The sequence below is a fragment of the Pantoea sp. B623 genome (genome assembly GCF_024814475.1).
Lineage (GTDB): Bacteria > Pseudomonadota > Gammaproteobacteria > Enterobacterales > Enterobacteriaceae > Pantoea > Pantoea ananatis.
The window spans coordinates 186771-211492 of record NZ_JANUXM010000004.1; the positions used below are offsets into that span (position 1 = coordinate 186771).

Sequence of the window (24722 nt, forward strand, 5' to 3'; positions counted from 1 at the left end):
ACGACATGAGCATCTACAAAAAAAAATCCGTTAACGGCTGGCAGCCACAGCAGTTAACCATCAGGGATGTGAAATTCGCCACATGGATTGCCTTCTTCGCCTGGATTTTTGCCGTTTACGACTTCATTCTTTTCGGCACGTTACTGCCGGAAATCGGCGGCCATTTTGGCTGGAGTGAAGTTGAGCAGTCGGAGATTGCCACCTGGGTCGCTTTCGGCGGGGCGGTCATCGCCCTGGCCATTGGGCCACTGGTCGACCGGCTGGGGCGTCGCATGGGCATCGTGATTACGGTGGGTGGCGCGGCGCTGTGCTCGCTGCTGACCGCAATCGGCGGCCTGTGGGGCAAGGGCGCGTTAACCGCTATTCGCTCCGTCGCTGGCCTGGGCTATGCAGAGCAGACGGTAAACGCCACCTATTTATCTGAGCTTTATACCGCACTCGACGATCCTAAACTCAACAAGCGCAAGGGCTTCGTTTACAGCCTGGTGCAGGGCGGATGGCCGGTGGGTGCGCTGGTCGCATCCGCCCTGACCGCGATTCTGCTGCCGATCATTGGCTGGCAGGGGAGCTTTATTTTCGCCGCGTTCCCCTCGCTGGTCATTGCGCTGCTGGCGCTCAGACTCAAAGAAACGCCACAGTTTGAAGTGCAGAAAAAAATCAAAACGCTGCGCGAGCAGGGCAAAGACAAGGATGCCCGTCAGGTGGCTGCCGACTATCGGGTGCCGTATGAAGATCAGCCTAAATCGGGTTTTGCTTCGGCGTTTCGTGGCACCGCCCTGCGTTCGACCTTAGTGCTCGGCATTGCCATTCTGCTGAACTGGTTCGCAATCCAGATCTTTAGCGTGCTGGGCACGACGGTCATCACCAAAACCCACGATGTGTCGTTCAATAACTCGCTGCTGATCCTGATTCTGTCGAATCTGGTGGGTTACTGCGGTTACCTGGCGCACGGCTGGCTCGGCGATCGGATTGGCCGCCGCAACACCATTGCCGGAGGCTGGATGCTGGGCGGTATTGCCTTTGCCGCCATGCTGTTCTGTCCGGACAACTTTGCCATCATCGTTGCGCTGTACAGCGTCGGTCTGTTCTTCCTGATCGGACCCTATGCCGCTGCCCTGTTTTTTATCAGTGAAAGCTTTCCTACCGCAATCCGCGCGACAGCGGGTGCCCTCATCATGGCGATGGGACCGGTCGGTGCCATCGTAGCCGGTATTGGTACCACCTCGGTGCTGAGTCAGGGCGGCCACTGGCAGGAAGCCGCTCTCTGGTTCGGCGCCGTACCCTGTTTTGTCTCCGGCATCATTATTCTGTTTGCACGACCGGCGGCGCAACTGGATACCCAGGTCAACGCCACCTCGACCCAGCCTCAGGCTTAAGGACAGCATATGCAGAATGAAAAAGGCACGCCGGTCGCCGCTATCAGCGGTGCCGCCAGCGGCATTGGTCTGGCGCTGGCCACGCTGTATGCGCAGCGTGGCGTGCGGGTGATTGCGGGTTATTACCCGCAGGATCCGCACGATCCGGCGCTGGCGTCAGCACAGGTTGAAGCCGCGGGCGGAGAGGCACTCTGGCTGCCGCTCAACGTTGGCTCCACCGCCTCCGTCGATGCATTTATCGCCCAGGGCGTTCAGCACTTTGGTCGGCTTGACTACGTGGTGGCTAACGCCGGCATTCTGCGCCGCGCAGGCATTGATGAGATGAGCGATTCGCACTGGGATGAGATGCTGAATGTCGATCTGACGGGCGTGATGCGGCTGTTCCGCGCTGCCGCCGCGCATCTGCATTCTGGGGCCAGCCTGGTTGCCGTGTCATCGATTGCAGGCGGGGTTTATGGCTGGCAGGACCATGCTCATTACGCGGCGGCGAAAGCCGCCGTACCGGGCATTTGCCGGTCGCTGGCGGTGGAGCTGGCCCCGCGCGGCGTCCGCTGTAACGCCATTATTCCCGGCCTGATCGAAACGCCGCAGTCGCTGGATAAACACAACTCGCTTGGCCCGGAAGGGCTGGCCAAAGCGGCGCACGCGATTCCCCTTGGGCGAGTCGGCCGGGCGGACGAGGTGGCTAAAACAATCGCGTTTCTCACCAGCGAAGAAAGCAGTTATCTCACCGGGCAAAGCCTGATTGTCGACGGCGGGCTGACCGTCCGCTGGCCTGATTAAGGAGAGAGTATGCAGTTAGCAAGCAAACGCTGCGTTGTCAGCGGGGCGGCCAGCGGAATCGGGGCCGCCATCGCTACGCTGTTCGCCCGCGAGGGCGCACACCTGATACTGACCGACCGGAACAGTGAGCATCTGGAGGCCATGGTGACACGCTGTCGCGCCTTAGGTGTGCCCTGTTTTGGTGTGGTAGCGGATGTCGGGGAGGTCGACGGGGCCACGGCGGGCGTTGATGCCTGCCTGGAACGGTTCGATGGGATTGATATTCTGGTTAACAATGCCGGTATGCTCACGCAGGCCCGCTGCACGGATATCACGCTGGCCATGTGGGAGCAGATGATGGCGGTGGATTTACGCAGCGTCTTTCTCGCCACCCAACGTGCGCTGCCTTCCATGCTGGCGCAGCGCTGGGGAAGGGTGATCAATATCGCCTCGCAACTGGGAATAAAGGGCGGCGCAGAACTGAGCCATTATGCCGCCGCCAAAGCGGGTGTGATTGGTTTTACCAAGTCTCTGGCGCTGGAAGTCTCTGCCGATAACGTGCTGGTGAACGCGATCGCGCCGGGGCCAATTGAAACCCCGCTGATCGATGGCATCAATCAGGCGTGGAAAACCGCCAAGGCCGCTGAGCTACCGCTGGGGCGTTTCGGCCGGGCAGAAGAAGTGGCACCGGTTGCGCTGCTGTTGGCCAGTGAGCCGGGCGGCAACTTGTTTGTCGGTCAGACGCTGGGGCCGAATTCTGGCGATGTAATGCCCTAAGGAGCACGCGATGTGTGGAATGTGCGGATTGCTGGATAATGGGCCGCAGTGGAGCGATGCGCTGGAAAACAATCGGCCCCAGCGTCAGCTACGCCTGCAGCAGCTGGCGCTGCTTAACCGGGCGCTTAAGCCCTGGCGACTGAGCTTAACCGAGTTTCACACCAGTTGGGTGCTGTCCAGTCCCACGGGGCAGCAGGTCATGGTGAGCTCGCTGGACCTGCTGTGGAAAGAAGCCGAGAAGATGACCCGACGCACTCTCGATCCGCTGGATGAGACCTGGCTGGCGGCGCTTTGATGGCGAGTAACGGAGAGTCCGCGATGCGAAATGAAAAACTGCCGCTGCATATCCTGAGCGGCTTTCTCGGCAGTGGTAAAACCACGTTGCTGAAGGGCTGGCTGACGCACCAGAATCTTAACGATGTTGCGCTGCTGGTGAATGAGTTTGGCGAAGTCGGGATTGATCACCATCTGTTAAATGAAGTGGCACCGGATACGGTGCTGTTACCCAGCGGCTGCGTATGCTGTCAGATTCGCGGTGAACTGAAAACGGCGCTTTTGGACCTCTACGAACGCCGTACGCGCGGCGAGCTACCACCGTTTAGTCAGGTGATACTCGAAACCACCGGGCTGGCCGATCCTGCGCCCATTCTGTCAACCTTGCTGCACGATCCGCAGCTTAAACACCATTTCAGTCAGGGCACGCTGGTGACGCTGGTCGATGCAGAGCACGCCCGTTTACAGTCGGCCCATCAGCCCGAATGGTTAGCCCAGGTGAGCGCGGCTGACAAACTGCTGCTCAGCAAATGCGATCGGATCGATCACGACGGTTTGCTCGCCCTCCAGACATGGCTTGGCGGTTTAAACCCCCTAGCGGAGCTGAGCGATACGCAACATGCGCTGGCCGAACCCGGGCAGTTATTCGCGCTTCGCCTCGCCAAAGGAACGCACGCACAGCGGTTTCGCTGGCTTGGTGCCGTGGGCGATGCCCGCTACAATCTGACTCCCGGACAAAAAACGCATCATCACCCTCTAACCCAGACCTGCGTGATCACTCTGGAAGACGAACTGAACTGGCCCGCGTTTGCTATCTGGCTGTCAATGCTGTTACATAGCCATGGGCAATCGGTCTTGAGAATGAAGGGCATTCTGCGTTTTAGCGGCACCAGTGCGCCGGTGGTGATTCACGGCGTTCAGCATACCTTGCATCCGCCCATACATATGAACGACTGGCCGGGGGATTTAGACACTTCCAAACTGGTTTTTATTCTGCGCGGACTCGACGCAGAGCGGCTGAAACAGGGATTTAACCGCTTCCAGCAGGCGTTAAAGGACAGGTAAAACGATGAATTCTGCAGCGAAGGTCAACGATCAACTCACTTTACGCGTGCTCGGGACCTCCGTCACGTTGCTCGAAATGCTACGCGTCAGCGCCGAGAAAGATCTGGGCATTCGCATTGAATATTTGCTGCACAGTGTGGAAGATGCGCAGCGCATTGCCGTCATGCAGCCTGAGAGCTATGACCTTTACGATCAGTGGTTTCACAATATTGATTTTGTCTGGCCCGCGCAGGCCATTCAGCCGCTGGAGATTAAACGACTTAAATACTGGGACGAGATCACCCCGCTGGCTAAAACCGGCAGGCTGCGTCCAGATCTGCCGCTCGCTGACGGCAGCGTGCCCTCTGAACGGCTTTATGTGCAGCGCGACAGGCATCTGGGCAGCCATGCCAGCGATCACATCAGCATGTTGCCGCTGACGCACAACGTTGACAGCTTTGCCTATCACGCCGACAGGCTCCCGACCGCGTTACAGCAGCAGGAGGAAAGCTGGGGATGGCTGTTGCATCCTTCACTAACGGGCCAGGTTGCCTTACAGGAAGATGCGGCAATGGGCGGCATCGATGCGGCGCTTGCCATGCAGGGCGCAGGTCTGGCGCGCTTTGCCAACACGGGCAATCTTACGCTCGAAGAGATCGACCTGCTGACGCAGCAACTGGCGCGCCTCAATCGTAACGGGCATTTTGCGGCATTCTGGGCCTCCCAGGATGAAGCCTGCGACCTCATTGCCAATCAGCAGGTGGAAGTGCAGAGCCTGTGGGCGCCCATCTATTTCCGTCATCACTTTCATCAACGTGGCTATAAAATGGCACGCCCGCGTGAAGGTTACCGCGCCTGGTACGGCGGCATGTCGCTTTCGCGCTGCGCGACCGGCAGAATCAAAGACGCTGCCTACGACTATTTAAACTGGTGGCAGTCCGGCTGGCCTGGCGCAGTGATGGCGCGGCAGGGTTACTATATCTCCAACGCGGAACGCAGCCGGGCGCATCTGTCAGCTGCAGAGTGGGATTTCTGGTACGGCGGCCAGCCTGCGAGAGAGGTGCTACTGGATGCCTGGGGCGCACCGCTGATTCCCCAGGGTGAAGTGCGCGACGGTGGTAGCTACGACGCGCGCATGAGCCATATTGCCGTCTGGAACGCCGTAATGGATGAACATAACTACCTGACGCGCCGCTGGCAGGATTTTTTGCGGGCCAGTTGAAGGACTGCGCCAAGCTAAAACAGAAGGAAGAAGGCATGCGTACGCGCCGCTCGGCCCGACTACTGATCCTCAATGCTTCGCATAACCTGTTGTTGTTTCGTTTTGTGCATACACAGGATGCACTCGCAGGCCATGCTTACTGGGCAACGCCGGGCGGCGGCGTAGAGGAGGGCGAATCCTTCGAGCAGGCGGCGCTCAGAGAACTTTATGAAGAAACCGGTATTCGCCGGAACGATCCTGGCCCGTCCCGAAGAGAGCGATGCTTTGTCATGACGCTGCCCTCGGGCGAACGCGTTCAGGCACATGAGCGTTTTTTTATCATTAATGTCTCGGGAGACGAGATTGATACCCTGGGTTGGAGTGAAAACGAAAAGTCGGTTATTGCCAGCTATCACTGGTGGTCGATTAGTGCACTTAATGCCACAACCGAAACGGTATATCCAGACAATCTCGTAGAAATGTTGACCAGCATGGATTCAGATTCATCTGGGAAGTAGAAAAAATAAATGCTGGAAAAAACTGACTAAGCCAGAAGAAGGTCGGTTAACCCGTTTATAGCGATACGATCATGCAATTATCCAGCCCATAAATAAGACATATCGACGATACTTGAAAATTTAAATACATCATCTAATGATGTATTTATTAATTTCATAGGCTAAGCATATAGGATGCTGAAATTACTTTTTATTGATCATAGCGCTAACCCACACAGACATCATCAGGAAAACATCCCTTATTCGCTCTAAGTTTAAGAACATGCTGAAAGGGGGGATGCATCAGAGAATGGGCGCGCTTCTATATTCCATAACCAGTTATGTTAAATCAGAGCTCATGGTGTGCGCATTATTTTGCATCACTGCACGATATCTTCGATGCTGATTCTCTTTATAGGTTGTCATTGAGGTGAAAGTGAACTTAGTTAAAATCGACCACGTCCACATTTATGTGCATGACCTGGATAAGGCCGAGCGCTGGTATAACGACGTACTGGGGTTTTCACGCGATGAGTCGTTGCTGTTCTGGTTTAAGCAAGGTGGCCCTCTGGTTTTAAAAAATAACGCTGCAGCGATTTCGCTGTTTTTAAGAACACATCAGCCGCCCGGCAATACCGTGGCATTCAGTCTTGAAGCCACGAGTTTTTGTCTGTTATTGCACATTCTGGCAGCGCAATCCATACCTTTTATAGTCAGCGATCATCAGGTGTCGATGTCCGTTTATTTTTCCGATCCTGATGGAAATCAGATTGAACTGACGTCTTATCAGTACTCAGAAGCGAAGGAAAACCTGGCGATGTCTCAGGAGAGACTGCGGGAGGGTTAAATTGGACGGTAACAACGTCAGATCATAAGCCATTAGTTCTCATTCATGACAAAGAAGAAAAGGGCAGCGCGGTTATTTAAGGGATATCGTTATGGTGTAAACAGGTGAAAGTATCCGTTGTAAGGTTGTCATTGCAGGTGAACTGACATGTTCCTGAATAATCATACCTATAAACAGACCTCAATTGGCAATCGTATAAATTTCGCCTTGATCGATTATGCTGAATTCTGTGGAAAATTTGGCAACCTGGTGCACTAACTTTCATTTGGCAGCGTCAGTTTGGTTTGCAGGCAATCATGCAGCCCATGCAGCCTTATAAAAAAATTAAGATGCGACATGCCGGGACTCTGTGCATCTTCCATAAACACGCTTTCTCTATGCTAAGTGAATCTCGATAGAGCAGAGATGCTGATGCGCATTTCGAACCATGAACATGCGTCGCAAAAGTTCATCATCATTTAATCTCACTGAGTAAAGAGGAAAGTCGCAAAACGACAAAGCAGTTTTTTCGATTGTGGCCTGATGACGAAATGAATGAGATGTAGGTCATCAGGCAAACTTAAAGCCAGGGCGTAAAGAGACAGTAATGGCTTGATATGCGAAAAAGACGGGCTAAACGGCCATATCAAAGTCTACCTGCAAAAGTGCGCATAATGTATATTATGTTAAATGAGACATCCCGCCGCGTACCCGGTTACGAACCGGGACCTCACCTTCGTCCCCTCTGGACCTGAAGCCCGTTAATCACCGGGCGCGCTACGTGAAAACTGGCGCACAGAACCCCTGCGGGTTATGCAGAATTCACGTAGCGTTGCCTGTCATGATCTGACTATTGCCCACTTTCAGCTGCACGGCAGCGTCATCACACTCTGTTGTTTACGCGTCATGCGCTTTGACCGTTCAGGCTGCTCTCGCGCGTACTTCGGCTCGGCATCATTCAGCGCGTTCACGACCACACTCTACTGCAGCGTGAAGCTGCGCGCCTTCTCGAACTCACCGTCCGTCAGGTTCAGCGCGTTATCGTGAACATGGCGCGGCGTCGGTTGTATCAGAACTTCGCGGGCGTCCCGGCAACAACCGTATTCATCAGCAAGCAATCATAACAATGCGATAAGAATAATCATCCGCACACAAACTGCTGCTGCACAGATTTCGGCGTTGTAGTTTCAGCACTGTGTTTTCAGCACTACGGCAGCAAGTTTTCCAGTTACGCACTCGCCAGAAAATCGCTTTGCGTTCTTCGCATCAACTTGTTCGGTTCAACGTCACCTGCGCGCCGTATTCACGCGTCAGCCGGCGCGACTGGTAATAAACGGATTTCCAGTATGGGTTATCCAGTGACGAACGAATCACGCCTTTGCTGGCCGAGGCATGAATAAACTGATGGTCTGTGTCATAGAAGCCGACATGCATACCACCACCGATACGGAAAAACACCAAATCGCCCGGCTGTAAATGTTCCGGTGCTACGCGTACGCCCATATGCAGCAGATCGGCGGTAGTCACGCGGTCCATCGGCAGATTAAAGCGGTCATGCAAAGTACGCCAGACGTAACCAGAGCAGTCCACGCCCGACAGCTGCGTGCCGCCCCATTGGTATGGCGTATCATGCCAGGTGTGCATTTGGTCGTGAAGTGCAGCAACAATGGGAATTAAATCAGGATTTTGAGCTGAATCCGATGCGGAAACGTCCTCTGGAGCTTCGGGACGAGGATGATGGCTGCAGCCGGAAATCAGCAATATAAGGCCGGAAAGTAAAAAGAAAGATGTTCTACGCTTCATCGAGTGATCCGCACAGTAAAGATAAAGAGTCAGCAAAGTTAAGGGATTTATAACCTATTCATTCGCTTATAGAAATATCAAAGCTCCGCTTTACTTAACCTTACACTTCGAGCGTCAGGCCCTCCTTATATAGCTCAAAATTTGTGCGATGGGAACAGAAATTAATAAACAAAATCACGCTGCTACGCGAAATCTGACGGATTACTCCCCTGCCCGTTCCTCAGAATTCACGTAGCGACGCCTGTTTTTTGTTCTATCCGTTTTCACTCGGATCCAACCCGCACACCTGCCAGCGCACGGAACTGACACCTTTCTCCAGGCTGATGCGACTCACCAGACTTTCCAGCTGTCCGGTCATGCTGGGCTGTCCCATCACTTCAGCATTCACTTCCATACGATGTGGCGGATCCATATCTTCGCTATGGAGCGACTGCAGGCGCAAGCCGCTGTTGCCCAGGCTGTGCAGCATCAGGCTGCGTACCTGAACTTCATCCTGAGCCAGACAGACAATTTGTACTTTATAATGTTGCACCGCTTCGTCGGCGGAGACGATGGACTGACGATTAATGCCCAGCGCCAGCTCGCGCAGCAGGATATTGGCGCACAGAATCACCATGCAGCCAATCGCGGCTTCAAGCAATAATCCCATGCTGCACAGCACCCCAACGGCCGCGGTACACCACAAGGTGGCGGCAGTGTTCAGGCCACGAACGTTTAATCCGTCGCGCATAATCACCCCGCCGCCGAGAAAACCAATACCAGAAACCACATAGGCGGCAACGCGCGTCGCGTCGCTGGCAATGCCCGGCACACATTGGGTCATAAGAACAAACAAGCAGGCGCCGGTGCTCACCAGCGCATTCGTACGCAAGCCGGTCATACGTTGGCGCAGTTGGCGTTCGCTGCCAATCAGCGCGCCAAGAATCAGCGCAGCCGACACGCGCAGTAAAAAGATTTTCCAGTCCATGATAAACCTCTCTCCGCCACGCACGTATGCGCAGTACGGAAAAATAAAGATGAATAAAATGGATTACAGCGGGCGCTGATGCACAGAGCACATCACGTTATGGAGGGAAGATTGAGCCGCCATCTTAACGCGCAGTTAAGACAGCCAGAAGACTATCTTACTGCAGAAGCCAGGTGTAATCGTTCGGGACTTGTGTCCAAGGTTGATTGCCTCATGAGTAAAATTCCCGGCGATTGTATAGCCATCTGAGTAGAGATTTCCACTCAGATGGCCGTTCGTTAAGGTTTGGTTTAGACCAGCAGAAAACCCTTAGCGGCGCGTTGCGCTATCCGCTGGCGCCTCTGTCTGGGCCAGTTCCATCATTACCGGGGTGCTTTTATAGGAAGGAATACCGCTTTTCGTGTCGTAGCTGTCCAGCGGTATGAGTACGTTAGCCTCGGGATAATAAGCTGCGACCGAACCTTCAGCCATGTCGTGTACGGCAATGGTGAGATTATCAATACGACGATGCGTTGGGTTTCCGTCAGGATCCAGCGCAATCACATTCACCCGATCGCCCATGCGGACACCGTTTTTTTCCGCCTCATTTTCACTGATAAACAACACATCACGGCGTCCTTTGATTCCGCGATAGCGGTCGTCAAGGCCGTACAGCGTGGTGTTATATTGGTCGTGGCTGCGCAATGTCGTCAACACCAGGTCGTGGCACTTCAGCGAGCGCGGATCTTCATTGATGCCTTCCATGACCAGGAACTGCGCTTTGCCCGACGACGTGTGCCAGACTCGCTCGGAGGCGCCGTTGGGTAAACGAAACCCGCCAGGCTGCTGGAGGCGCTCATTAAAGTTTTCAAAACCCGGCACCACTTTCTCGATGGCATCGCGAATGAGGCTGTAATCGGCGATCATGCTGTCCCAGTCCACTACCGTGCCCGGCAGTGTGGCTTTCGCCAGGCCGGCAACCAGCGCGGGTTCGGATTTCAGATGCGGTGAGGCAGGATCAAGGGTACCGCGTGATGCGTGCACCATCGACATGGAGTCTTCAACCGTGACGCTCTGCGCGCCGGATTGCTGCCGATCGATCTCTGTGCGGCCTAACACCGGGAACAGATAGCTGTGTTTTGCCAGAAGCAAATGCGACCGGTTCAGCTTGGTGGCCATATGCACGACCATGTCCAGCTTGCGCATGGCTGGGAACGTCACCTGGGGATCGGACATCGCTTCGGCCAGGTTACCGCCGAGGCAGAGCAACGCGTTGATTTTGCCATCCCGTATTGCCTGAACGGCCTGTACCGCACTGTGACCATGTTTGGCCGGTGGCTTGAAGCCAAAGACCTTTTCGAGGCTGTTCAACAGGCTTTCGGAGGGAATCTCAGTGATGCCAACGGTACGATCGCCCTGCACGTTAGAGTGACCGCGCAAAGGGCAGATTCCTGCGCCCTTCTTGCCCATATTGCCGCGCAACAGTAGCAGATTGGCAATCTGCTGAACATTTTGCGTTCCATACTGGTGCTGGGTAATCCCCATGCCGTAGCAAATGATTGTGCGTTCAGCATTGGCATAAAGGTGAGCAATATGCTGGATTTGCTCGCGCGTCATACCGGACACTTTCAGGATATGATCCCAGTCTGTCGCAGCCAAATCGGCTTTTAACGCGTCAATGCCTTGCGTGTGTTGTTCAATAAAGGTCTCATCGAAGATGCCAGGGTTGCCGTTCGCTTTAGCTTCATCATCCATCGCCAACAAACATTTCATCACGCCTTTCAGCATCGCGGCATCGCCGCCTACCCGAATTTTATAATAGGTTGAGGCGAGTTCCGTTGAACTGAGGGTTATCATCTGAACCGGACTCTGTGGCGCGGTAAAACGTTCAAGACCGCGCTCGCGCAGTGGGTTGATGGCGACGATTTTGGCACCGCGTTTTGACACCTCCTGCAAGGTTGCCAGCATGCGGGGATGGTTGGTTCCAGGATTGTGACCGATGCAAATCACCAGATCACAGTGGTCAAAATCATCCAGCTCCACCGTGCCTTTGCCGATGCCAATGGATTCGGGTAAGCCTACGCTGGTTGGCTCATGGCACATGTTTGAGCAGTCGGGGAAATTGTTGGTCCCAAACTCGCGGGCAAACAGCTGCCAGAGAAACGCCGCTTCGTTAGAGGCGCGGCCCGAGGTGTAAAACTCCACGCTGTCGGGATCCTGATAACTCCGCAGTCGCTCGCCAATTTCGTTAAAGGCCGTTTCCCATGCAATGGGCTGATAGGTATCGCTGGCGGGATCATACTTCATCGGATGCGTCAGTCTGCCCTCGCCTTCAAGCTCATGGGCATTACGCCCCCATAGCTCGGTAACGGTATGCGCCGCAAAAAATTCAGGTGTGGTGCGTTTGCTGGTCGCTTCCCAGGAAACCGCTTTTGCGCCGTTTTCACAGAACTCAAACGATGAAGTATGTTTGGGATCGGGCCAGGCGCAGCCCGGACAGTCAAACCCTTCAGGTTGGTTGACCTTGAACAGCGCAATGACATCCTGGGTTACCGCCATCTGTCCGCGAATGGCACCGGCCACAGCTTTTAACGCGCCCCAGCCGCCCGCCGCACCGTCATAGGTATGAATGCCTGATGTGCTCTCTTGCTCTTTCATATTGCTCCACAATCACTGTTATTGGCTTTTCTTTAAGCCTGGTACAGTAATTGCGTTGGTGCGTGGGAACAGTGATGTAAAAGCCAGGATAACTTTTGCTAAATGTTACATGGCGGGTTATCGCAGGCAAAACCACAGGATTTTACCGGCTTTCAGGCATCGGCATTTGTGGCTCGCCGCTGCCGACGGCAGCGCTCGGAGCAATATTGCACCTCTTCCCAGCACTTTTCCCACTTTTTGCGCCAGGTCATCGGTTTCTGGCACTGTTTGCAATAGCGAACCGGCAATGACTGTTTATTGCCTTTAAATGTTTTCATTTATCGCTCCTTTGCTCAGGTTACGCCTCAGCATAAAAAGTTCAGGCGCCGGGTAAGGCAAACTGCGTGACCAGATGCTGGCAGGGTTGATTGACTTTGCGGCAAATAGGATCAGAATAGCCTGCATCAAGGACTGCGCTACACGGAGTTTATCATCATCAGCCTTCGCGATCTTTTCCGCCTTAACGCGGCGGTAAAACCCGGCCTGTTAGCCTCGGCTTTACTGCTGGTCAGCTGTGCCTCGACGCCGCCTAAGTCTCTGGTTACGCCTTTTCCGCCCGCCAGTAAACCTGCGCCGCCTTCTCAACCGGTGCCGCACAACGCACCCATGCGCGGCGTCTGGCTCACCACGGTTTCACGCCTCGACTGGCCGCCGCTCGCCTCGGTGAATATCAGCAGCGACGACGTGCGCATTCGGGTGCAGAAAAAAGCGTTGACGGATAAGCTGGATAAACTGAAAAGTCTGGGAATCAACACGGTGTTCTTCCAGGTTAAACCTGACGGAACCGCGCTCTGGGACTCAAAAATCCTGCCCTGGTCAGACATGATGACCGGGAAAATTGGGCAGAATCCGGGCTTTGACCCGCTGCAGTTCATGCTCGATGAAGCGCACCGGCGCGGTATGCGGGTACATGCCTGGTTCAATCCCTACCGTGTATCGGTGAATACCAAACCTTCAACGGTAGCCGAGCTAAACCGCACGCTGTCGCAACACCCTGCCAGCGTATTTGTGCTCCATCGTGACTGGATTCGTACCGCGGGGGATCGCTATGTGCTCGATCCGGGCATTCCCGATGCCCGTGACTGGATAACCAGTATTGTGGCTGAGGTGGTCAAGCGTTATGACATCGATGGTGTGCAGTTTGACGATTACTTCTATGCCGAGTCCCCCGGCTCTGCCCTGAACGACAGCCAGACCTTTATTAAATACGGTCAGGGCTTTGCGTCCAAAGCAGACTGGCGCAGACATAATACACAGTTGTTAATCGAGCAGGTTTCCCACACCATCAAGCAGCTCAAGCCGAATGTAGAATTTGGCGTCAGCCCTGCGGGCGTCTGGCGCAACCGCTCACATGATGCGGCAGGCTCAGACACGCGCGGCGCGGCGGCTTACGATGAATCTTACGCGGATACGCGCCGTTGGGTGCAGGAAGGGTTGCTGGACTATATCGCGCCGCAAATCTACTGGCCCTTCTCGCGCAGCGCTGCCCGCTATGATGTGCTGGCAAACTGGTGGGCTAACGTCGTCAAGCCGACCAAAACTCGCCTGTATATCGGTATCGCCTTATATAAAGTTGGCGTGCCGGCCAAAAATGAGCCGGAATGGACGATTAACGGTGGCGTGCCGGAGCTGAAAAGACAGCTGGATCTTAACGATTCCCTCCCGCAGATTGATGGCACTATCTTGTTTCGTGAAGATTTCCTGAATCAGCCGCAAACGCAGGATGCCGTGAATTATCTGCGCAGCCGTTGGGGGCAGACTCGATGATTCATACCGACATCGTCCCCGGCAGCGCACCCGCGCTACAGACGCTGACGGCCCGCCTGTCAGCCGAGCTGTTGGCAATAACCGGCGACAACGGAACCCATCACTTTAATCCCTCAGACGGGGCGCTGTGGATACTTGCCACCAATGAAGTGGGTAACGCTGTTGGCTGCGGCGCACTCGTGCATGTTTCCGCTGAAACCGCCGAACTGAAACGCATGTTTTCAACCCGACAGCACGCGGGAACCGGCGCGGCGCTGCTGTCAGCCCTAGAGCAGCTTGCCCGGGCGCGCGGCTACAAGGCAATTCGCCTTTCTACCCGCGTCGTTAATACCCGCGCGGTAGCGTTTTATCAGCGTCACGGCTATCAACAAACCGCGCGCTATGGTGTGTACAAGGATAAGCCTGTGTCGGTTTGTCTGAGTAAAACGTTATGAGCATTAACAATTATTTTACTAATTTGCCATAAATAGCACGTTTGTCAGCACCGCCATTTTTTCGTGGAGTAAGATACGTCAATAAACGTAAAGCCTTAAGCGGAAATCTTCATGTCTGATTACACCAGTGACGTAAAATCAAGCCAGCCGGATCTGCCCCCCACCGTTGACGACAGCCAGAAGATTCTGGTGTCGATTCTTGGCGCGGTCGCATTTTCCCACTGCTGTAACGATTTTATCCAGGCCATGCTGCCATCGATTTATCCCTTGCTGAAAACCAACTTTACGCTGAGCTACGCGCAGATTGGTTTGATCACGCTGATCTATCAGATGACGGCGTCGCTGTTGCAGCCCTGGATCGGCCTGTACACCGACAAACATCCCAAACCCTGGCTGCTGCCGTCTGGCATGGTTTCGACCCTGATTGGCATCGGACTCCTGGCGATGGCCCCGCACTTCTCCGTGGTGTTGGTTGCTTCGGCGCTGATTGGCGTTGGCTCTGCAACCTTTCACCCGGAAGCCTCGCGGGTTGCAAGAATGGCATCGGGCGGCCGCTTTGGTACGGCACAGTCAACGTTTCAGGTCGGCGGTTATATTGGCACGGCGTTTGCGCCTTTAGTGGCGGCGATGCTGATTATTCCGCATGGACAGATAGCGGTCGGCTGGCTGATGATCATTGCGCTGTTTGCGGTCATTATTCTTTCCGGCATCAGCCGCTGGACGGTGAAACACGGCCATGCGCACATGAAAAAACACAACCTTCAGGCGCTGCGGTCGCTTTCTTCGCGGGATGTCAAAGTGGCGTTGTCCGTGGTTGGCGTGCTGCTGCTGGCAAAATTTACCTATATTGCCTCAATCAGTAACTACTACATTTTTTACCTGGTTGAGCGCTTTCAGCTCCCGATTCCGCAGGCGCAGATCTACCTGTTTACCTTTCTGGCCGCCGTCGCGGTTGGCACGCTGGCCGGCGGACCGATTGGCGATCGCATTGGCCGCAAAGCGGTTGTCTGGATCTCGTTTCTGGGTGTTATCCCGTTCTCGCTGCTGATGCCGCATGCCAATTTGTTCTGGACCGTGGTGCTGACCGTTTGTATCGGCCTGGTCTTTTCATCAGCATTTGCCGCGCTGGTTGTGTACGCGCAGGAAGTGTTGCCCGGCCGTACCGGGATGGTGGCCGGGATTATGTTCGGCACCATGTTTGGCATTGGCGGTATCGCCGCGGCGGCGCTGGGGAAACTGGCTGACGGGTACGGTATCACTACCGTGTATAACGCCTGTGGCTTTCTTCCGCTGCTGGGATTTGCCACGTTACTGATGCCTGATACACGTCGGGTTAACTAAACCGCGCGAACAGGCAGCGCGTCGCTGCCTGTTGCCTTTCTCAGACGTAACCCATCATTTTCAGCATCGACTGCGCCTGAGTCATCGCCTCAGCCCGATGCGTAATCCCCAGCTTCTGATAAAGATTCCGGATATGGGTTTTGATCGTGGTTGAGGCTACATCCAGCTCCGCCGCAATCTGCTCGTTGCTGTAGCCGGAATAGATCAGCCCCAGCACCTGCCATTCACGCTGCGTTAGCGGACTGGTACGAATCAGCTCGGGCACGTCAGGATGATTCAGCAAACGGCTGACAAAGCCTTCATCAAAATGGGCAAATTTGTGACGATGATACTTATTGATCTCGTTAAGGATGCGGCGCGCGCGGTGGTTATCCAGCTCATCAAGGGTATTCAACTGCAATAACTGACGCAGCTGTTGCGCCATGGATTCGCCCTGCACCACAAAGTGGCTAATGAACCCCGTGCTGCGGGCCAGCCGGAGCGCATCCAGCAACGCATGCTGCGCTTTTGCACGCTGATCGGTTTCCCAGTAAATCTGGTTCAGCAGCAGTACATTACGGTTGAGATCGCTCATCAACTGCAAGGGGCGCGCATTTTCATTAAGCTCGTCGAGAATCACTTCTGCCTGCGTGTAATGCCCGAGCAAAATCTGTGCCCGTGCCACGTTTCGCCACTGGCCCTGCAAAAAATGGTTATTGGCGCAGGCCGGTTTAGGTGTCTGACGCAGCCACTCACTGGCGCTTTGCGTATCGCCGGTCATTTGCCAGTACAGCACTCTGACCTTATCGGCATTGGCGAGCCAGTCATTGTGCCAGCGGCCGTTGTTTAGCAGGTTTTCCAGCCGGTTCAACAGGCTGCGTGCGTTGTCCAGGTTGCCCCGGGCAATTGCGCTTTGCACCAATAAGCCCAGGCACTGTATTTGCTGCTGAGGCTGATAACCCTGCAGCACTTTCATGCCCTCGCGTGCCGCCTGCTCGGCTTCATCCAGCCTGCCCCAGGCCCACAGCAGCTGGGCGCGGATACGCAACAGAAACTCATGCAGCGGAAAGTGCGAAAGATGCTGCTCTTTGACCAGCACGAAGGCCCGCTCCTGAGTCTCGTACGCCGTTTGCAGGAAGCCTTGAGCAAACAAAATTTCGCTTTGCTGGATCAGGCTCCAGAGCACATAGTGCCAGGCTTCATCCCGCCGCGCCATTTGCTCTGTCTGGCGCATCAACTCCAGCGAGTTACTCAGCTCGCCTTTACAGTGCATGACTTCGCCATGTACCGAGGTTGCCACGATACGGCTGTAGTGGCGGCTCTCAGGCAGCGTATTCAGCGCCAGCATCGCCAGGCGTTCCGCCTCATCGGCATTGCCATCGTTAATGGCGACCTGCGCCAGTAACGCGTTAAATTCACCGCGTAATACCGCATCAATTTCGCACTGGCTTTCCTGCTCAAATCGGGCCAGCAGGCTGTTCACCTCTGCGTAGCGGTGTTGGCTTTGCATCAGCCAGGCCTGTAACAACACCAGGCTGGGATTATCGAGCCGCATCGCCCAAGGCAGTGCATTCAGCGAGGACTCCAGTAAAGGCAGCTCGCTTTGATTAAACAGCGACCACGCGTGCTCGGTTAACACATCACGCAGCATCTCCGCGTCACCGGAAGCACGCGCATGATGAATCGCCTCGCTCGGGAAGCCCTGCGCCATCCAGCTGGTTGCCGCCGCCCGATGCAGCGCCGGAAGTTCGGCAGCCAGTTCCCACTGGCAACGCTGTTGCAGGAAACTGCCAAACAAAGGGTGATAGCTAAACCACTGGCCGGAGTCATCCATCCGCTGCAGAAACAGCCCCTGCCGCTCAATGTCTTCCAGCCAGCACTGGCCGTTATCCTCGCCTGTCACCTGGGTAATCAGCGGCGCGTTAAGTGAACGCAGCAGCGAACTTTTCAGCAGAAAATGGCGCGTGGTCAGACTGACGTTATCCAGCACTTCCTCAACCAGATAATCGGTTAAGTGGCTGGCATTGATCCCTGACAGGCGACGCGCGGAGTGTTGGGCCGCGCCCGCCCCCTGTCGGGCCGAGAGCGCGATAAGCTGCAGCGCCGTAGCCCAGCCTGCAACGTCATCACACAGGCGCCCCGCATCTTCGGACTCCAGCGGCGCAGGCAGTCGGGCATCAAAAAACTGCTGCGCCTCCTGATGGGTAAACGCCAGTTGCTGACTGCTCAACTCCATCAACTGCTCGCGAACGCGCAGGTTGGCGATCCCCAACTGGGGAAGATTACGCGAAAGCACCACCAGGGTAACGTTTTCAGGTTGATGGCGTAAAAAGAAACGCATCGCTTCATGAATCACAGGATTGGTGATGTGATGGTAATCATCGATAATCAGCCACAGCGGTTGATGCCAGGCATGAAGCTCATTGAAAATCTGCGTAAACAGCGCATTCAGATTCACGTACTGCCGTTTGTTTGCCAGCGCTTCGCTCCGGCTACAGCTGCCGTGCGTGGCCTGCTGCAGGGCGGCAATTAAATAGTCCGCAAAACGCTCTGGCTGATTGTCACTTTCATCCAGGGAGTACCAGCCCAAATCGGCTTTGTCTGCAGCCCACTGCGATATCAGGGTGGTTTTGCCATAGCCTGCAGGACTGGTTACCAGCACCAGGCGGTAGTTACCTGCAGCGGAAAGTTTTCGTATCAGCCGCTCCCGTTTCACCGTGGCTTCATGGCGGACAGGACGGCTGAGTTTAGAGGGGATTAACATGTACGCACGCTTCTCCGTTAACGTCTGGCGCATCATTTTTTTACGCTTCGTAATTATTCCTCACACGTTCAGCTATCCCTCCTGATAAAGCAAGCGGACGCTTTAGCGAATCTTCACAAAAGCGAGTCTAATCACACTTAAGTGAAATTTTCAGACTTGCCTCACCGTCTCCTCCCTTGCCCTCATCCTGACGGAACTTTTGCCAGGAGGATGAGCGATTCCGCGCGCAAGGGCAGACTCATCCTCATTCCCATTCTTTGTCGACAGGACAACCGGCTATGACACAGCACCCTTTTGAACGTTCCCGTTTTGACGCTGCGCTGACGCGCCAGTGGCAACGCTTTGGCCTGCATGATGCAGGAGAAATGACGCCATATCAGTGGTGGCAGGCTCTGAGCGGCGCGCTGGCAGAAATGCTCAACGCGCTGCCCGCCCGACCGGCATCCGGCGATTTGCGCCATGTGAATTACCTCTCTATGGAGTTTCTCACCGGGCGACTGACCGGCAACAACCTGCTCAACTTAGGGTGGTTCGACGGCGTTAATACGGCACTGAAGCAGTGGGATGTTTCGCTGAGCGAGGTGCTGGAAAGCGAGAGCGATCCGGCGCTGGGCAATGGCGGACTGGGCAGGCTGGCGGCCTGTTTTCTGGACGCGATGGCCACGGTGGGTCAGCCCGCAACAGGCTATGGCCTGAACTACCAATATGGCCTGTTTCGTCAGCGCTTTGTCGAAGGTGAACAGGATGAACTGCCCGACGACTGGCAGCGCGACCGCTATCCCTGGTTTACACATAATGCTGCGCTAACGGTGCAGGTAGGCCTGGGCGGCAAAGTCGTGGCAGAGAATGGCAAAGCGCACTGGCAGCCTGCGTTTCAACTGGAGGGCGAAGCCTGGGATCTGCCGGTCGTGGGCTTTGAGAATGGCCTCACGCAGCCTCTGCGGCTGTGGCAGGCAAAACATGCGCACCCTTTCGATCTCAAAACGTTTAACGGCGGCGCTTTTTTACGGGCGGAAAAGCAAGGCATTAATGCGGAAAAACTGACCAAAGTGCTTTACCCCAACGACAACCATCAGGCAGGAAAAAAACTGCGCCTGATGCAGCAGTATTTTCAGTGCGCCTGTTCGCTGGCAGACATTCTTCGTCGTCACCGTCTGGCGGGCCGTGCCATTGAAACCCTGCCGGATCATGAGGTGATCCAACTGAATGATACGCACCCAACTCTGGCTATTCCTGAACTGATGCGGCTATTGCTGGATGACCATCAGCTCAGTTGGCAGGACGCCTGGCACCTTACCCAGCGCACCTTTGCCTACACCAACCATACGCTGATGCCGGAAGCGCTGGAGTGTTGGGATACCCACATCGTGCGCAGCCTGCTTCCGCGGCACATGGAGATTGTTAACGCCATCAATACCCAGCTCAAAGAGGCGGTTAACCGGCAGTGGCCTGGTAACAAGGCCGTCTGGTCGAAACTGGCCATCGTGCACGGTAAGCAGCTGCGCATGGCCAATTTATGCGTGGTGACCTGCTTTGCGGTAAACGGCGTGGCCGCCCTGCACTCGCGGCTGGTAAAAGACGATCTGTTCCCGGAATACGTCACCCTGTGGCCGGAAAAATTCCACAACGTCACCAATGGCATCACACCGCGCCGCTGGATTCATCAGTGTAATCCCCGACTGGCGGCGCTTATCGGAAAAACGCTTAATCAGCCCTGGCTCAACGATTTGGATGCGCTTCAGGGGCTGGAAAAACAGGTGGATAATCCGGGGTTTTGCACGGCGTACAGCGAGATTAAACAGCGCAATAAAGTGGATTTGGCCTGCTGGATTGCGCAACGCACCGGGATTAAGGTGAATCCCGAGGCCCTGTTTGATGTGCAAATCAAACGGCTGCACGAGTACAAACGTCAGCATCTCAGCCTGCTGCATACCATCGCCTTATGGCAAACCCTGGTGAGCGATCCTCAGGCGAACCGCTGTCCTCGCGTCGTGATCTTCGGCGCGAAAGCGGCACCGGGCTATGCGTTGGCTAAAAATATCATTTTTGCCATCAACAAGGTGGCCGACGTCATCAACACCGATCCGCGCGTGGCCGATCGCCTCAAAGTGGTGTTTATTCCCGACTATAACGTCTCTGTGGCAGAACGGCTTATCCCGGCCGCAGACCTGTCAGAGCAGATTTCACTGGCGGGCAAAGAGGCCTCGGGCACCGGCAACATGAAGCTGGCCCTGAACGGCGCGCTGACCATTGGCACGCTCGATGGTGCGAACGTGGAGATTTCTGAACAGGTCGGCGAGGAGAATATCTTTATTTTTGGTCATACGGTAGAACAGGTTAACGCCCTCAAGGCCGCTGGCTATGCCCCGGGAAAATGGCGCGAAAAAGACGCCCAGCTCGACCAGGCGCTGACGTCACTGGAGGATGGTACGTTCAGCGCAGGCGACCGGCACGCTTTTGATCTGCTGTTGCACAGTCTGGGGGCTAAAAACGGCGATCCTTATCTGGTGCTGGCCGACTTCCGGCATTACCTCAACGCTCAGCAGCGCGTTGAAGCACTGTGGTCTGATAAAGCGGCCTGGACGCGCGCCACGATACTCAACACCGCTCGCTGCGGCATGTTCAGCGCCGACCGGTCGATTCGTCACTATCAGCAACGTATCTGGCAGCGTAAACGCTAAGGATCAGCATGAAACCACTTCATTATCCGGCCGGGATCGGCAGGGTAGCCACTGAATATGTTGATGCGCATGGGGCGGTCCGGCAGGTTTCTGCATCGACCCGCGATCGCTTGCTGGCGGCGATGCAGCCGGGCCCTGGCCCTGGCGTTATTCCACCGGTCGCCGTCTTTACCCAGGGTTTGCCCATCCGTTTAACGCCCTCTCTGGCTGGCCCGGCACGCTGGCACCTGGAGGGCGAATCGGGTGAACGCTGGTCAGGGCACTGCGAGCCTGAGGCGTCTTTGACGCTCCCGGCGCTGCCTGACGGTTACCATCTTCTGACGATAAACGCGGATGCACAGCAATCGAGGTGCCAGATAATAGTGACACCGTCACGTTGCTATGAGCCGGAGGCCTTGCTACGGGGCGAGAGACGCTGGGGAACCTGTGTCCAGCTCTACGCTTTACGATCGGATCAGAACTGGGGAATCGGCGATTTTGCTGACCTGCGGGACATGGTGAAGGCGGTTGGCATGCGCGGCGGCGCTTTTGTGGGGCTGAATCCCCTGCATGCGCTTTTTCCTGCGTTACCTGATGATGCCAGCCCCTATAGCCCGTCTTCCCGGCGCTGGCTCAACGTGCTCTATATCAGCGTTCCTGAGGTTGAGGACTTTAACCTGAGTGCCGCTGCGCAGTGCTGGTGGCAGTCGGATGAAACGCAACACAGGCTGCACCAGGCGCGTCACGCGCCCTGGGTCGATTATTCGACGGTGGCATCACTTAAGCTGGATGCCCTGCGGTTTGCCTGGCAGCAGTTTATGCAGCGTGAGAAAGAGGATAGTCAGGCCGAGGCATTTGAGGCGTTTGTGGCTGAGGGCGGTGAAAGTCTGCTGCATCAGGGATTGTTCGATGCCCTGCAGGCCTGGCTTCGCGAAGAAGATCCCCTGCGTCACGGCTGGCAAACGTGGCCCACTGCCTATCAACAACCCGATACAGCCGCCGTACACGCGTTTCGGATTGAACATGGCGATGAGATTCGTTTCTATCTCTGGCTGCAATGGCTGGCGGCGCGTCAGTTTGCCGCCTGTTGGCACCTGTGCCAGCAGCACCAGATGGCACCTGGACTTTATCGCGATTTGGCCGTTGGCGTCGCCGCAGGGGGATCGGAAACCTGGAGCCAACGCGGGCTTTACTGTTTAGCGGCCAGCACAGGCGCCCCGCCGGATATTCTGGGCCCGCTTGGCCAGAACTGGGGGCTGCCGCCAATGGACCCGCAATCTTTGTATGATCGGGCATATGAACCCTGGATTACGTTGCTGCGTGCGAATATGCGCGATTGTGGGGCGTTACGTATCGATCATGTCATGGCTTTGCTGCGACTGTGGTGGATTCCGCAAGGAGAAACGGCCGCCGCAGGCGCGTATGTCGCCTATCCCATTGACGATCTGCTCGCTATTCTGGCGCTGGAAAGTCAGCGCCAGCGCTGCATGGTGATTGGTGAGGATTTGGGCACGGTGCCGGAGGCGATTGTCGATAAACTCCACAATGCTGGCGTCTACTCGTATAAGGTGCTCTATTTTGAGCAAAACTCGCACAAGGGCTTTCGCCCACCTGCGGCATGGCCGCGTCAGGCAATGGCTGTAGCCACCACACACGATATGCCAACGCTCCGTGGCTGGTGGCAAAGTGACGATCTGACACTGGGGAGCCAACTGGGGTTATATCCTGATAAAGCGGTGCTTGCCGGGCTGTATCATCAGCGCCGGGCAGCCCGATCGGCGCTGCTTCAGACCCTGACGCGCCACGGTTACCTCAAGCCCAAAGGGCGGGTTCAGGCAAACAGTCCGCGCATGAGCCTGTTACTTAACCAGGTTATCCATCAGTATCTCGCGGACTGCACCAGCGCCCTGCTGGGTTTACAACCCGAAGACTGGCTGGATATGGCCTCGCCGGTTAATGTGCCGGGCACGGTAGAGGCTTATCCGAACTGGCGGCGTAAGCTCAGTCTGTCGCTGCAGGCGATGTTTGCAGATAAGCGTATCACGGCACTGCTGGAGGAGATTTCCCGGCGTTGTTCGTGATTAATCAGGCGATCCAGGGATAAGTTTCAGGCGTGGTCCCGGATCGCTGAAATCGTTGTCGCAGAGGCTGTTCAATGCGGTCAGCATGAAGAGCAGTACACCAAAATGGACTGGCGTGAGAAAACACAGGCAGAACATAAGGTTTGCGTTTAGCTATCGATTCGTGTTTTTTACTCTGTAAAATGGACGCCATTCTGGCTTTTGAGTTAGCGTATGTTTTCGATTCCCTTTCCTGCTTTGACGTTATTTGCACTACTGATATTAATGATGATGCTCATTCGTTCTGGTAAGCGCGAATACCGTGGGGCAATGATGTTTATTGCAGCGTCAGCAGGACTAATGGCCTTGAGTATAATTAGGTGGGAATGGCATTTCTCTCTTCTTAAACCCCTGCAGGCTATACTGGCAACACTCTTACCCGCAGTGGCCTGGTCGTGCTTTAGCGGCCTTACGCATCAATCCCGTCCGCGTCGCCTGAAGCTGGCTGTTATCCCTGTTTTAGTGTGCAGAAAACCCCCAACTCATTGAAATAGCTATATTTATCATAATTTCAATGGGTTGACCTTAAACGTTTAACGGACATTTACGGACGTGCACGGTTTTTTTGGTGCCGCTATTGGTGTCCCTTCTTTCAAAATGCCCCCAAAATCCCCCTCTTTTGCGTAGCTCCTTCCAGTTTAGTAACACGCCGCTTTACGCCTCTATACCTGATCAGCATAATCGCCACGAATCCGTTTGTAAGACTTAACCAGCGCGCTGATTTTTCTCCCTGCCCTATACTTTCAGTCTGGCATCCGACTGGAGGTTTCTATGTATGGACGTTTTGCACAAGCCCAAACACGTGAAGAATATCTTGCGTACCTGGCCGATGAAGCCGATCGTGATATCGCATATGACCCAGAGCCTATTGGACGGTTCAACGTCGCGCCAGGTACCAAAGTCCTGCTGTTGAGCGAACGCGACGAGCAGCTTCATCTTGATCCAGTCCTGTGGTCTTACGCGCCCGGGTGGTGGGATAAACCGCCACTGATTAACGCACGTGTCGAGACGGCGGCCACCAGCCGAATGTTCAAGCCTCTCTGGCAGCATGGCCGGGCAATCTACTTTGCCGATGGATGGTTCGAGTGGAAGAAATAAGGCGACAAGAAACAGCCCTACTTTATTCACCGCGCTGACGGTCAGCCCATTTTTATGGCGGCGATCGGCAGCACGCCGTTCGAACGAGGCGATGAAGCGGAAGGATTTCTGATAGTGACGTCTGCAGCTGACAAAGGTTTGGTCGACATTCACGACCGACGACCACTGATTATCTCACCAGAAGCTGCGCGTGAATGGATGCGGCAGGATATAGGCGGGAAGGAAGCTGAAGAGATAGCAGCCGACGGAGCAGTGCCCGCCGACAAGTTTATCTGGCACGCTGTGACGCGCGCCGTGGGTAATGTGAAGAACCAGGGCCCGAAGTTAATCAAGGCAGCACAATAAAGAACATTAACG

The 24722-nt window shown here is 55.3% G+C and carries 19 protein-coding genes and 1 pseudogene; 15 read left to right on the plus strand and 5 right to left on the minus strand.

The window, feature by feature from the left end; genetic code table 11:
• The first annotated feature begins 5 nt into the window (after nt 1-5).
• From NXS97_RS02705 to NXS97_RS02745, 9 genes are all read left to right on the plus strand, one after another.
• Nucleotides 6-1376, plus strand: coding sequence for an MFS transporter (locus NXS97_RS02705; protein ID WP_014593743.1), 1371 nt, complete (start codon nt 6-8; stop codon nt 1374-1376).
• Between the two features lie 9 nt (nt 1377-1385).
• Nucleotides 1386-2159: an SDR family NAD(P)-dependent oxidoreductase gene (locus NXS97_RS02710; protein WP_014593742.1), complete on the plus strand. Its 774-nt coding sequence runs from the start codon at nt 1386-1388 to the stop codon at nt 2157-2159.
• A gap of 9 nt (nt 2160-2168) precedes the next feature.
• Entirely contained in the window at nt 2169-2915 is a 747-nt protein-coding gene (locus tag NXS97_RS02715) for an SDR family NAD(P)-dependent oxidoreductase (protein ID WP_116219742.1), read from the plus strand.
• A gap of 10 nt (nt 2916-2925) precedes the next feature.
• The gene (locus NXS97_RS02720) at nt 2926-3210 is read left to right on the plus strand and encodes a hypothetical protein (RefSeq protein ID WP_116219741.1); all 285 of its coding nucleotides are present in this window, start codon (nt 2926-2928) and stop codon (nt 3208-3210) included.
• Between the two features lie 23 nt (nt 3211-3233).
• Nucleotides 3234-4253, plus strand: coding sequence for a GTP-binding protein (locus NXS97_RS02725; RefSeq protein ID WP_014605819.1), 1020 nt, complete (start codon nt 3234-3236; stop codon nt 4251-4253).
• A gap of 4 nt (nt 4254-4257) precedes the next feature.
• Nucleotides 4258-5454: a PotD/PotF family extracellular solute-binding protein gene (locus tag NXS97_RS02730; RefSeq protein WP_029568782.1), complete on the plus strand. Its 1197-nt coding sequence runs from the start codon at nt 4258-4260 to the stop codon at nt 5452-5454.
• 35 nt (nt 5455-5489) lie between these two features.
• Nucleotides 5490-5951, plus strand: coding sequence for an NUDIX hydrolase (locus NXS97_RS02735; RefSeq protein ID WP_013025805.1), 462 nt, complete (start codon nt 5490-5492; stop codon nt 5949-5951).
• Nucleotides 5952-6366: 415 nt separating this feature from the next.
• The gene (locus tag NXS97_RS02740) at nt 6367-6777 is read left to right on the plus strand and encodes a VOC family protein (protein ID WP_112900388.1); all 411 of its coding nucleotides are present in this window, start codon (nt 6367-6369) and stop codon (nt 6775-6777) included.
• A 792-nt stretch (nt 6778-7569) separates the two neighbouring features.
• On the plus strand, nt 7570-7803 hold the full coding sequence (locus tag NXS97_RS02745) for a hypothetical protein (protein ID WP_029570026.1): 234 nt from the start codon (nt 7570-7572) through the stop codon (nt 7801-7803).
• Between the two features lie 219 nt (nt 7804-8022).
• Here NXS97_RS02745 and NXS97_RS02750 read toward each other — a convergent pair whose 3' ends face one another.
• The 4 genes from NXS97_RS02750 to NXS97_RS02765 form a co-directional block, all read right to left on the minus strand.
• Entirely contained in the window at nt 8023-8559 is a 537-nt protein-coding gene (locus tag NXS97_RS02750; RefSeq protein WP_014593738.1) for a C40 family peptidase, read from the minus strand.
• A 253-nt stretch (nt 8560-8812) separates the two neighbouring features.
• The gene (locus tag NXS97_RS02755) at nt 8813-9526 is read right to left on the minus strand and encodes an MgtC/SapB family protein (protein ID WP_014605821.1); all 714 of its coding nucleotides are present in this window, start codon (nt 9524-9526) and stop codon (nt 8813-8815) included.
• A 309-nt stretch (nt 9527-9835) separates the two neighbouring features.
• Complete coding sequence (locus tag NXS97_RS02760) at nt 9836-12163, minus strand: FdhF/YdeP family oxidoreductase (protein ID WP_029570018.1); 2328 nt, start codon at nt 12161-12163, stop codon at nt 9836-9838.
• Between the two features lie 152 nt (nt 12164-12315).
• Nucleotides 12316-12480, minus strand: a complete 165-nt coding sequence (locus NXS97_RS02765; protein WP_013025800.1) for a DUF2256 domain-containing protein — start codon at nt 12478-12480, stop codon at nt 12316-12318.
• Between the two features lie 154 nt (nt 12481-12634).
• Here NXS97_RS02765 and NXS97_RS02770 point away from each other — a divergent pair, with 154 nt between their 5' ends.
• The 3 genes from NXS97_RS02770 (at nt 12635) to NXS97_RS02780 (ending at nt 15744) form a co-directional block, all read left to right on the plus strand.
• Nucleotides 12635-13969 (plus strand): glycoside hydrolase family 10 protein, encoded by a 1335-nt coding sequence (locus tag NXS97_RS02770; protein WP_170934914.1) that lies wholly within the window; start codon nt 12635-12637, stop codon nt 13967-13969.
• Complete coding sequence (locus NXS97_RS02775; RefSeq protein ID WP_029568780.1) at nt 13966-14403, plus strand: GNAT family N-acetyltransferase; 438 nt, start codon at nt 13966-13968, stop codon at nt 14401-14403. Before NXS97_RS02770 ends, NXS97_RS02775 begins: the two co-directional genes overlap by 4 nt.
• Before the next feature lie 111 nt (nt 14404-14514).
• Nucleotides 14515-15744 (plus strand): MFS transporter, encoded by a 1230-nt coding sequence (locus NXS97_RS02780; RefSeq protein WP_014593725.1) that lies wholly within the window; start codon nt 14515-14517, stop codon nt 15742-15744.
• A 40-nt stretch (nt 15745-15784) separates the two neighbouring features.
• Here the strand turns inward: NXS97_RS02780 and malT are convergent, their stop codons facing one another.
• Nucleotides 15785-18487 carry an HTH-type transcriptional regulator MalT gene (gene malT, locus NXS97_RS02785; protein WP_105087592.1) on the minus strand — a complete coding sequence of 901 codons (2703 nt, stop codon included), beginning with the start codon at nt 18485-18487 and terminating at the stop codon, nt 15785-15787.
• A 278-nt stretch (nt 18488-18765) separates the two neighbouring features.
• On the opposite strand from malT, the gene malP reads away from it, so the two are divergent.
• The 3 genes and pseudogenes from malP to NXS97_RS02800 all read left to right on the plus strand — a co-directional run bounded on the left by malP (nt 18766) and on the right by NXS97_RS02800 (nt 24710).
• A complete protein-coding gene (gene malP, locus NXS97_RS02790) occupies nt 18766-21168 on the plus strand; it encodes a maltodextrin phosphorylase (RefSeq protein ID WP_116219740.1) in 2403 nt (800 codons plus the stop codon).
• A gap of 8 nt (nt 21169-21176) precedes the next feature.
• Nucleotides 21177-23228, plus strand: a complete 2052-nt coding sequence (gene malQ / locus NXS97_RS02795) for a 4-alpha-glucanotransferase (RefSeq protein WP_116219739.1) — start codon at nt 21177-21179, stop codon at nt 23226-23228.
• An 810-nt stretch (nt 23229-24038) separates the two neighbouring features.
• Nucleotides 24039-24710, plus strand: a pseudogene (locus NXS97_RS02800) (SOS response-associated peptidase).
• Nucleotides 24711-24722 lie beyond the last annotated feature (12 nt).

What these genes read in the sequence shown, in the direction of transcription:
- NXS97_RS02705 (WP_014593743.1), top strand. Translation starts at nt 6, where the DNA reads ATGAGCATCTACAAAAAAAAATCCGTTAACGGCTGGCAGCCACAGCAG.
- NXS97_RS02710 (WP_014593742.1), top strand. Translation starts at nt 1,386, where the DNA reads ATGCAGAATGAAAAAGGCACGCCGGTCGCCGCTATCAGCGGTGCCGCC.
- NXS97_RS02715 (WP_116219742.1), top strand. Translation starts at nt 2,169, where the DNA reads ATGCAGTTAGCAAGCAAACGCTGCGTTGTCAGCGGGGCGGCCAGCGGA.
- NXS97_RS02720 (WP_116219741.1), top strand. Translation starts at nt 2,926, where the DNA reads ATGTGTGGAATGTGCGGATTGCTGGATAATGGGCCGCAGTGGAGCGAT.
- NXS97_RS02725 (WP_014605819.1), top strand. Translation starts at nt 3,234, where the DNA reads ATGCGAAATGAAAAACTGCCGCTGCATATCCTGAGCGGCTTTCTCGGC.
- NXS97_RS02730 (WP_029568782.1), top strand. Translation starts at nt 4,258, where the DNA reads ATGAATTCTGCAGCGAAGGTCAACGATCAACTCACTTTACGCGTGCTC.
- NXS97_RS02735 (WP_013025805.1), top strand. Translation starts at nt 5,490, where the DNA reads ATGCGTACGCGCCGCTCGGCCCGACTACTGATCCTCAATGCTTCGCAT.
- NXS97_RS02745 (WP_029570026.1), top strand. Translation starts at nt 7,570, where the DNA reads ATGCAGAATTCACGTAGCGTTGCCTGTCATGATCTGACTATTGCCCAC.
- NXS97_RS02750 (WP_014593738.1), bottom strand. Translation starts at nt 8,559, where the DNA reads ATGAAGCGTAGAACATCTTTCTTTTTACTTTCCGGCCTTATATTGCTG.
- NXS97_RS02755 (WP_014605821.1), bottom strand. Translation starts at nt 9,526, where the DNA reads ATGGACTGGAAAATCTTTTTACTGCGCGTGTCGGCTGCGCTGATTCTT.
- NXS97_RS02760 (WP_029570018.1), bottom strand. Translation starts at nt 12,163, where the DNA reads ATGAAAGAGCAAGAGAGCACATCAGGCATTCATACCTATGACGGTGCG.
- NXS97_RS02765 (WP_013025800.1), bottom strand. Translation starts at nt 12,480, where the DNA reads ATGAAAACATTTAAAGGCAATAAACAGTCATTGCCGGTTCGCTATTGC.
- NXS97_RS02775 (WP_029568780.1), top strand. Translation starts at nt 13,966, where the DNA reads ATGATTCATACCGACATCGTCCCCGGCAGCGCACCCGCGCTACAGACG.
- NXS97_RS02780 (WP_014593725.1), top strand. Translation starts at nt 14,515, where the DNA reads ATGTCTGATTACACCAGTGACGTAAAATCAAGCCAGCCGGATCTGCCC.
- malT (WP_105087592.1), bottom strand. Translation starts at nt 18,487, where the DNA reads ATGTTAATCCCCTCTAAACTCAGCCGTCCTGTCCGCCATGAAGCCACG.
- malP (WP_116219740.1), top strand. Translation starts at nt 18,766, where the DNA reads ATGACACAGCACCCTTTTGAACGTTCCCGTTTTGACGCTGCGCTGACG.
- malQ (WP_116219739.1), top strand. Translation starts at nt 21,177, where the DNA reads ATGAAACCACTTCATTATCCGGCCGGGATCGGCAGGGTAGCCACTGAA.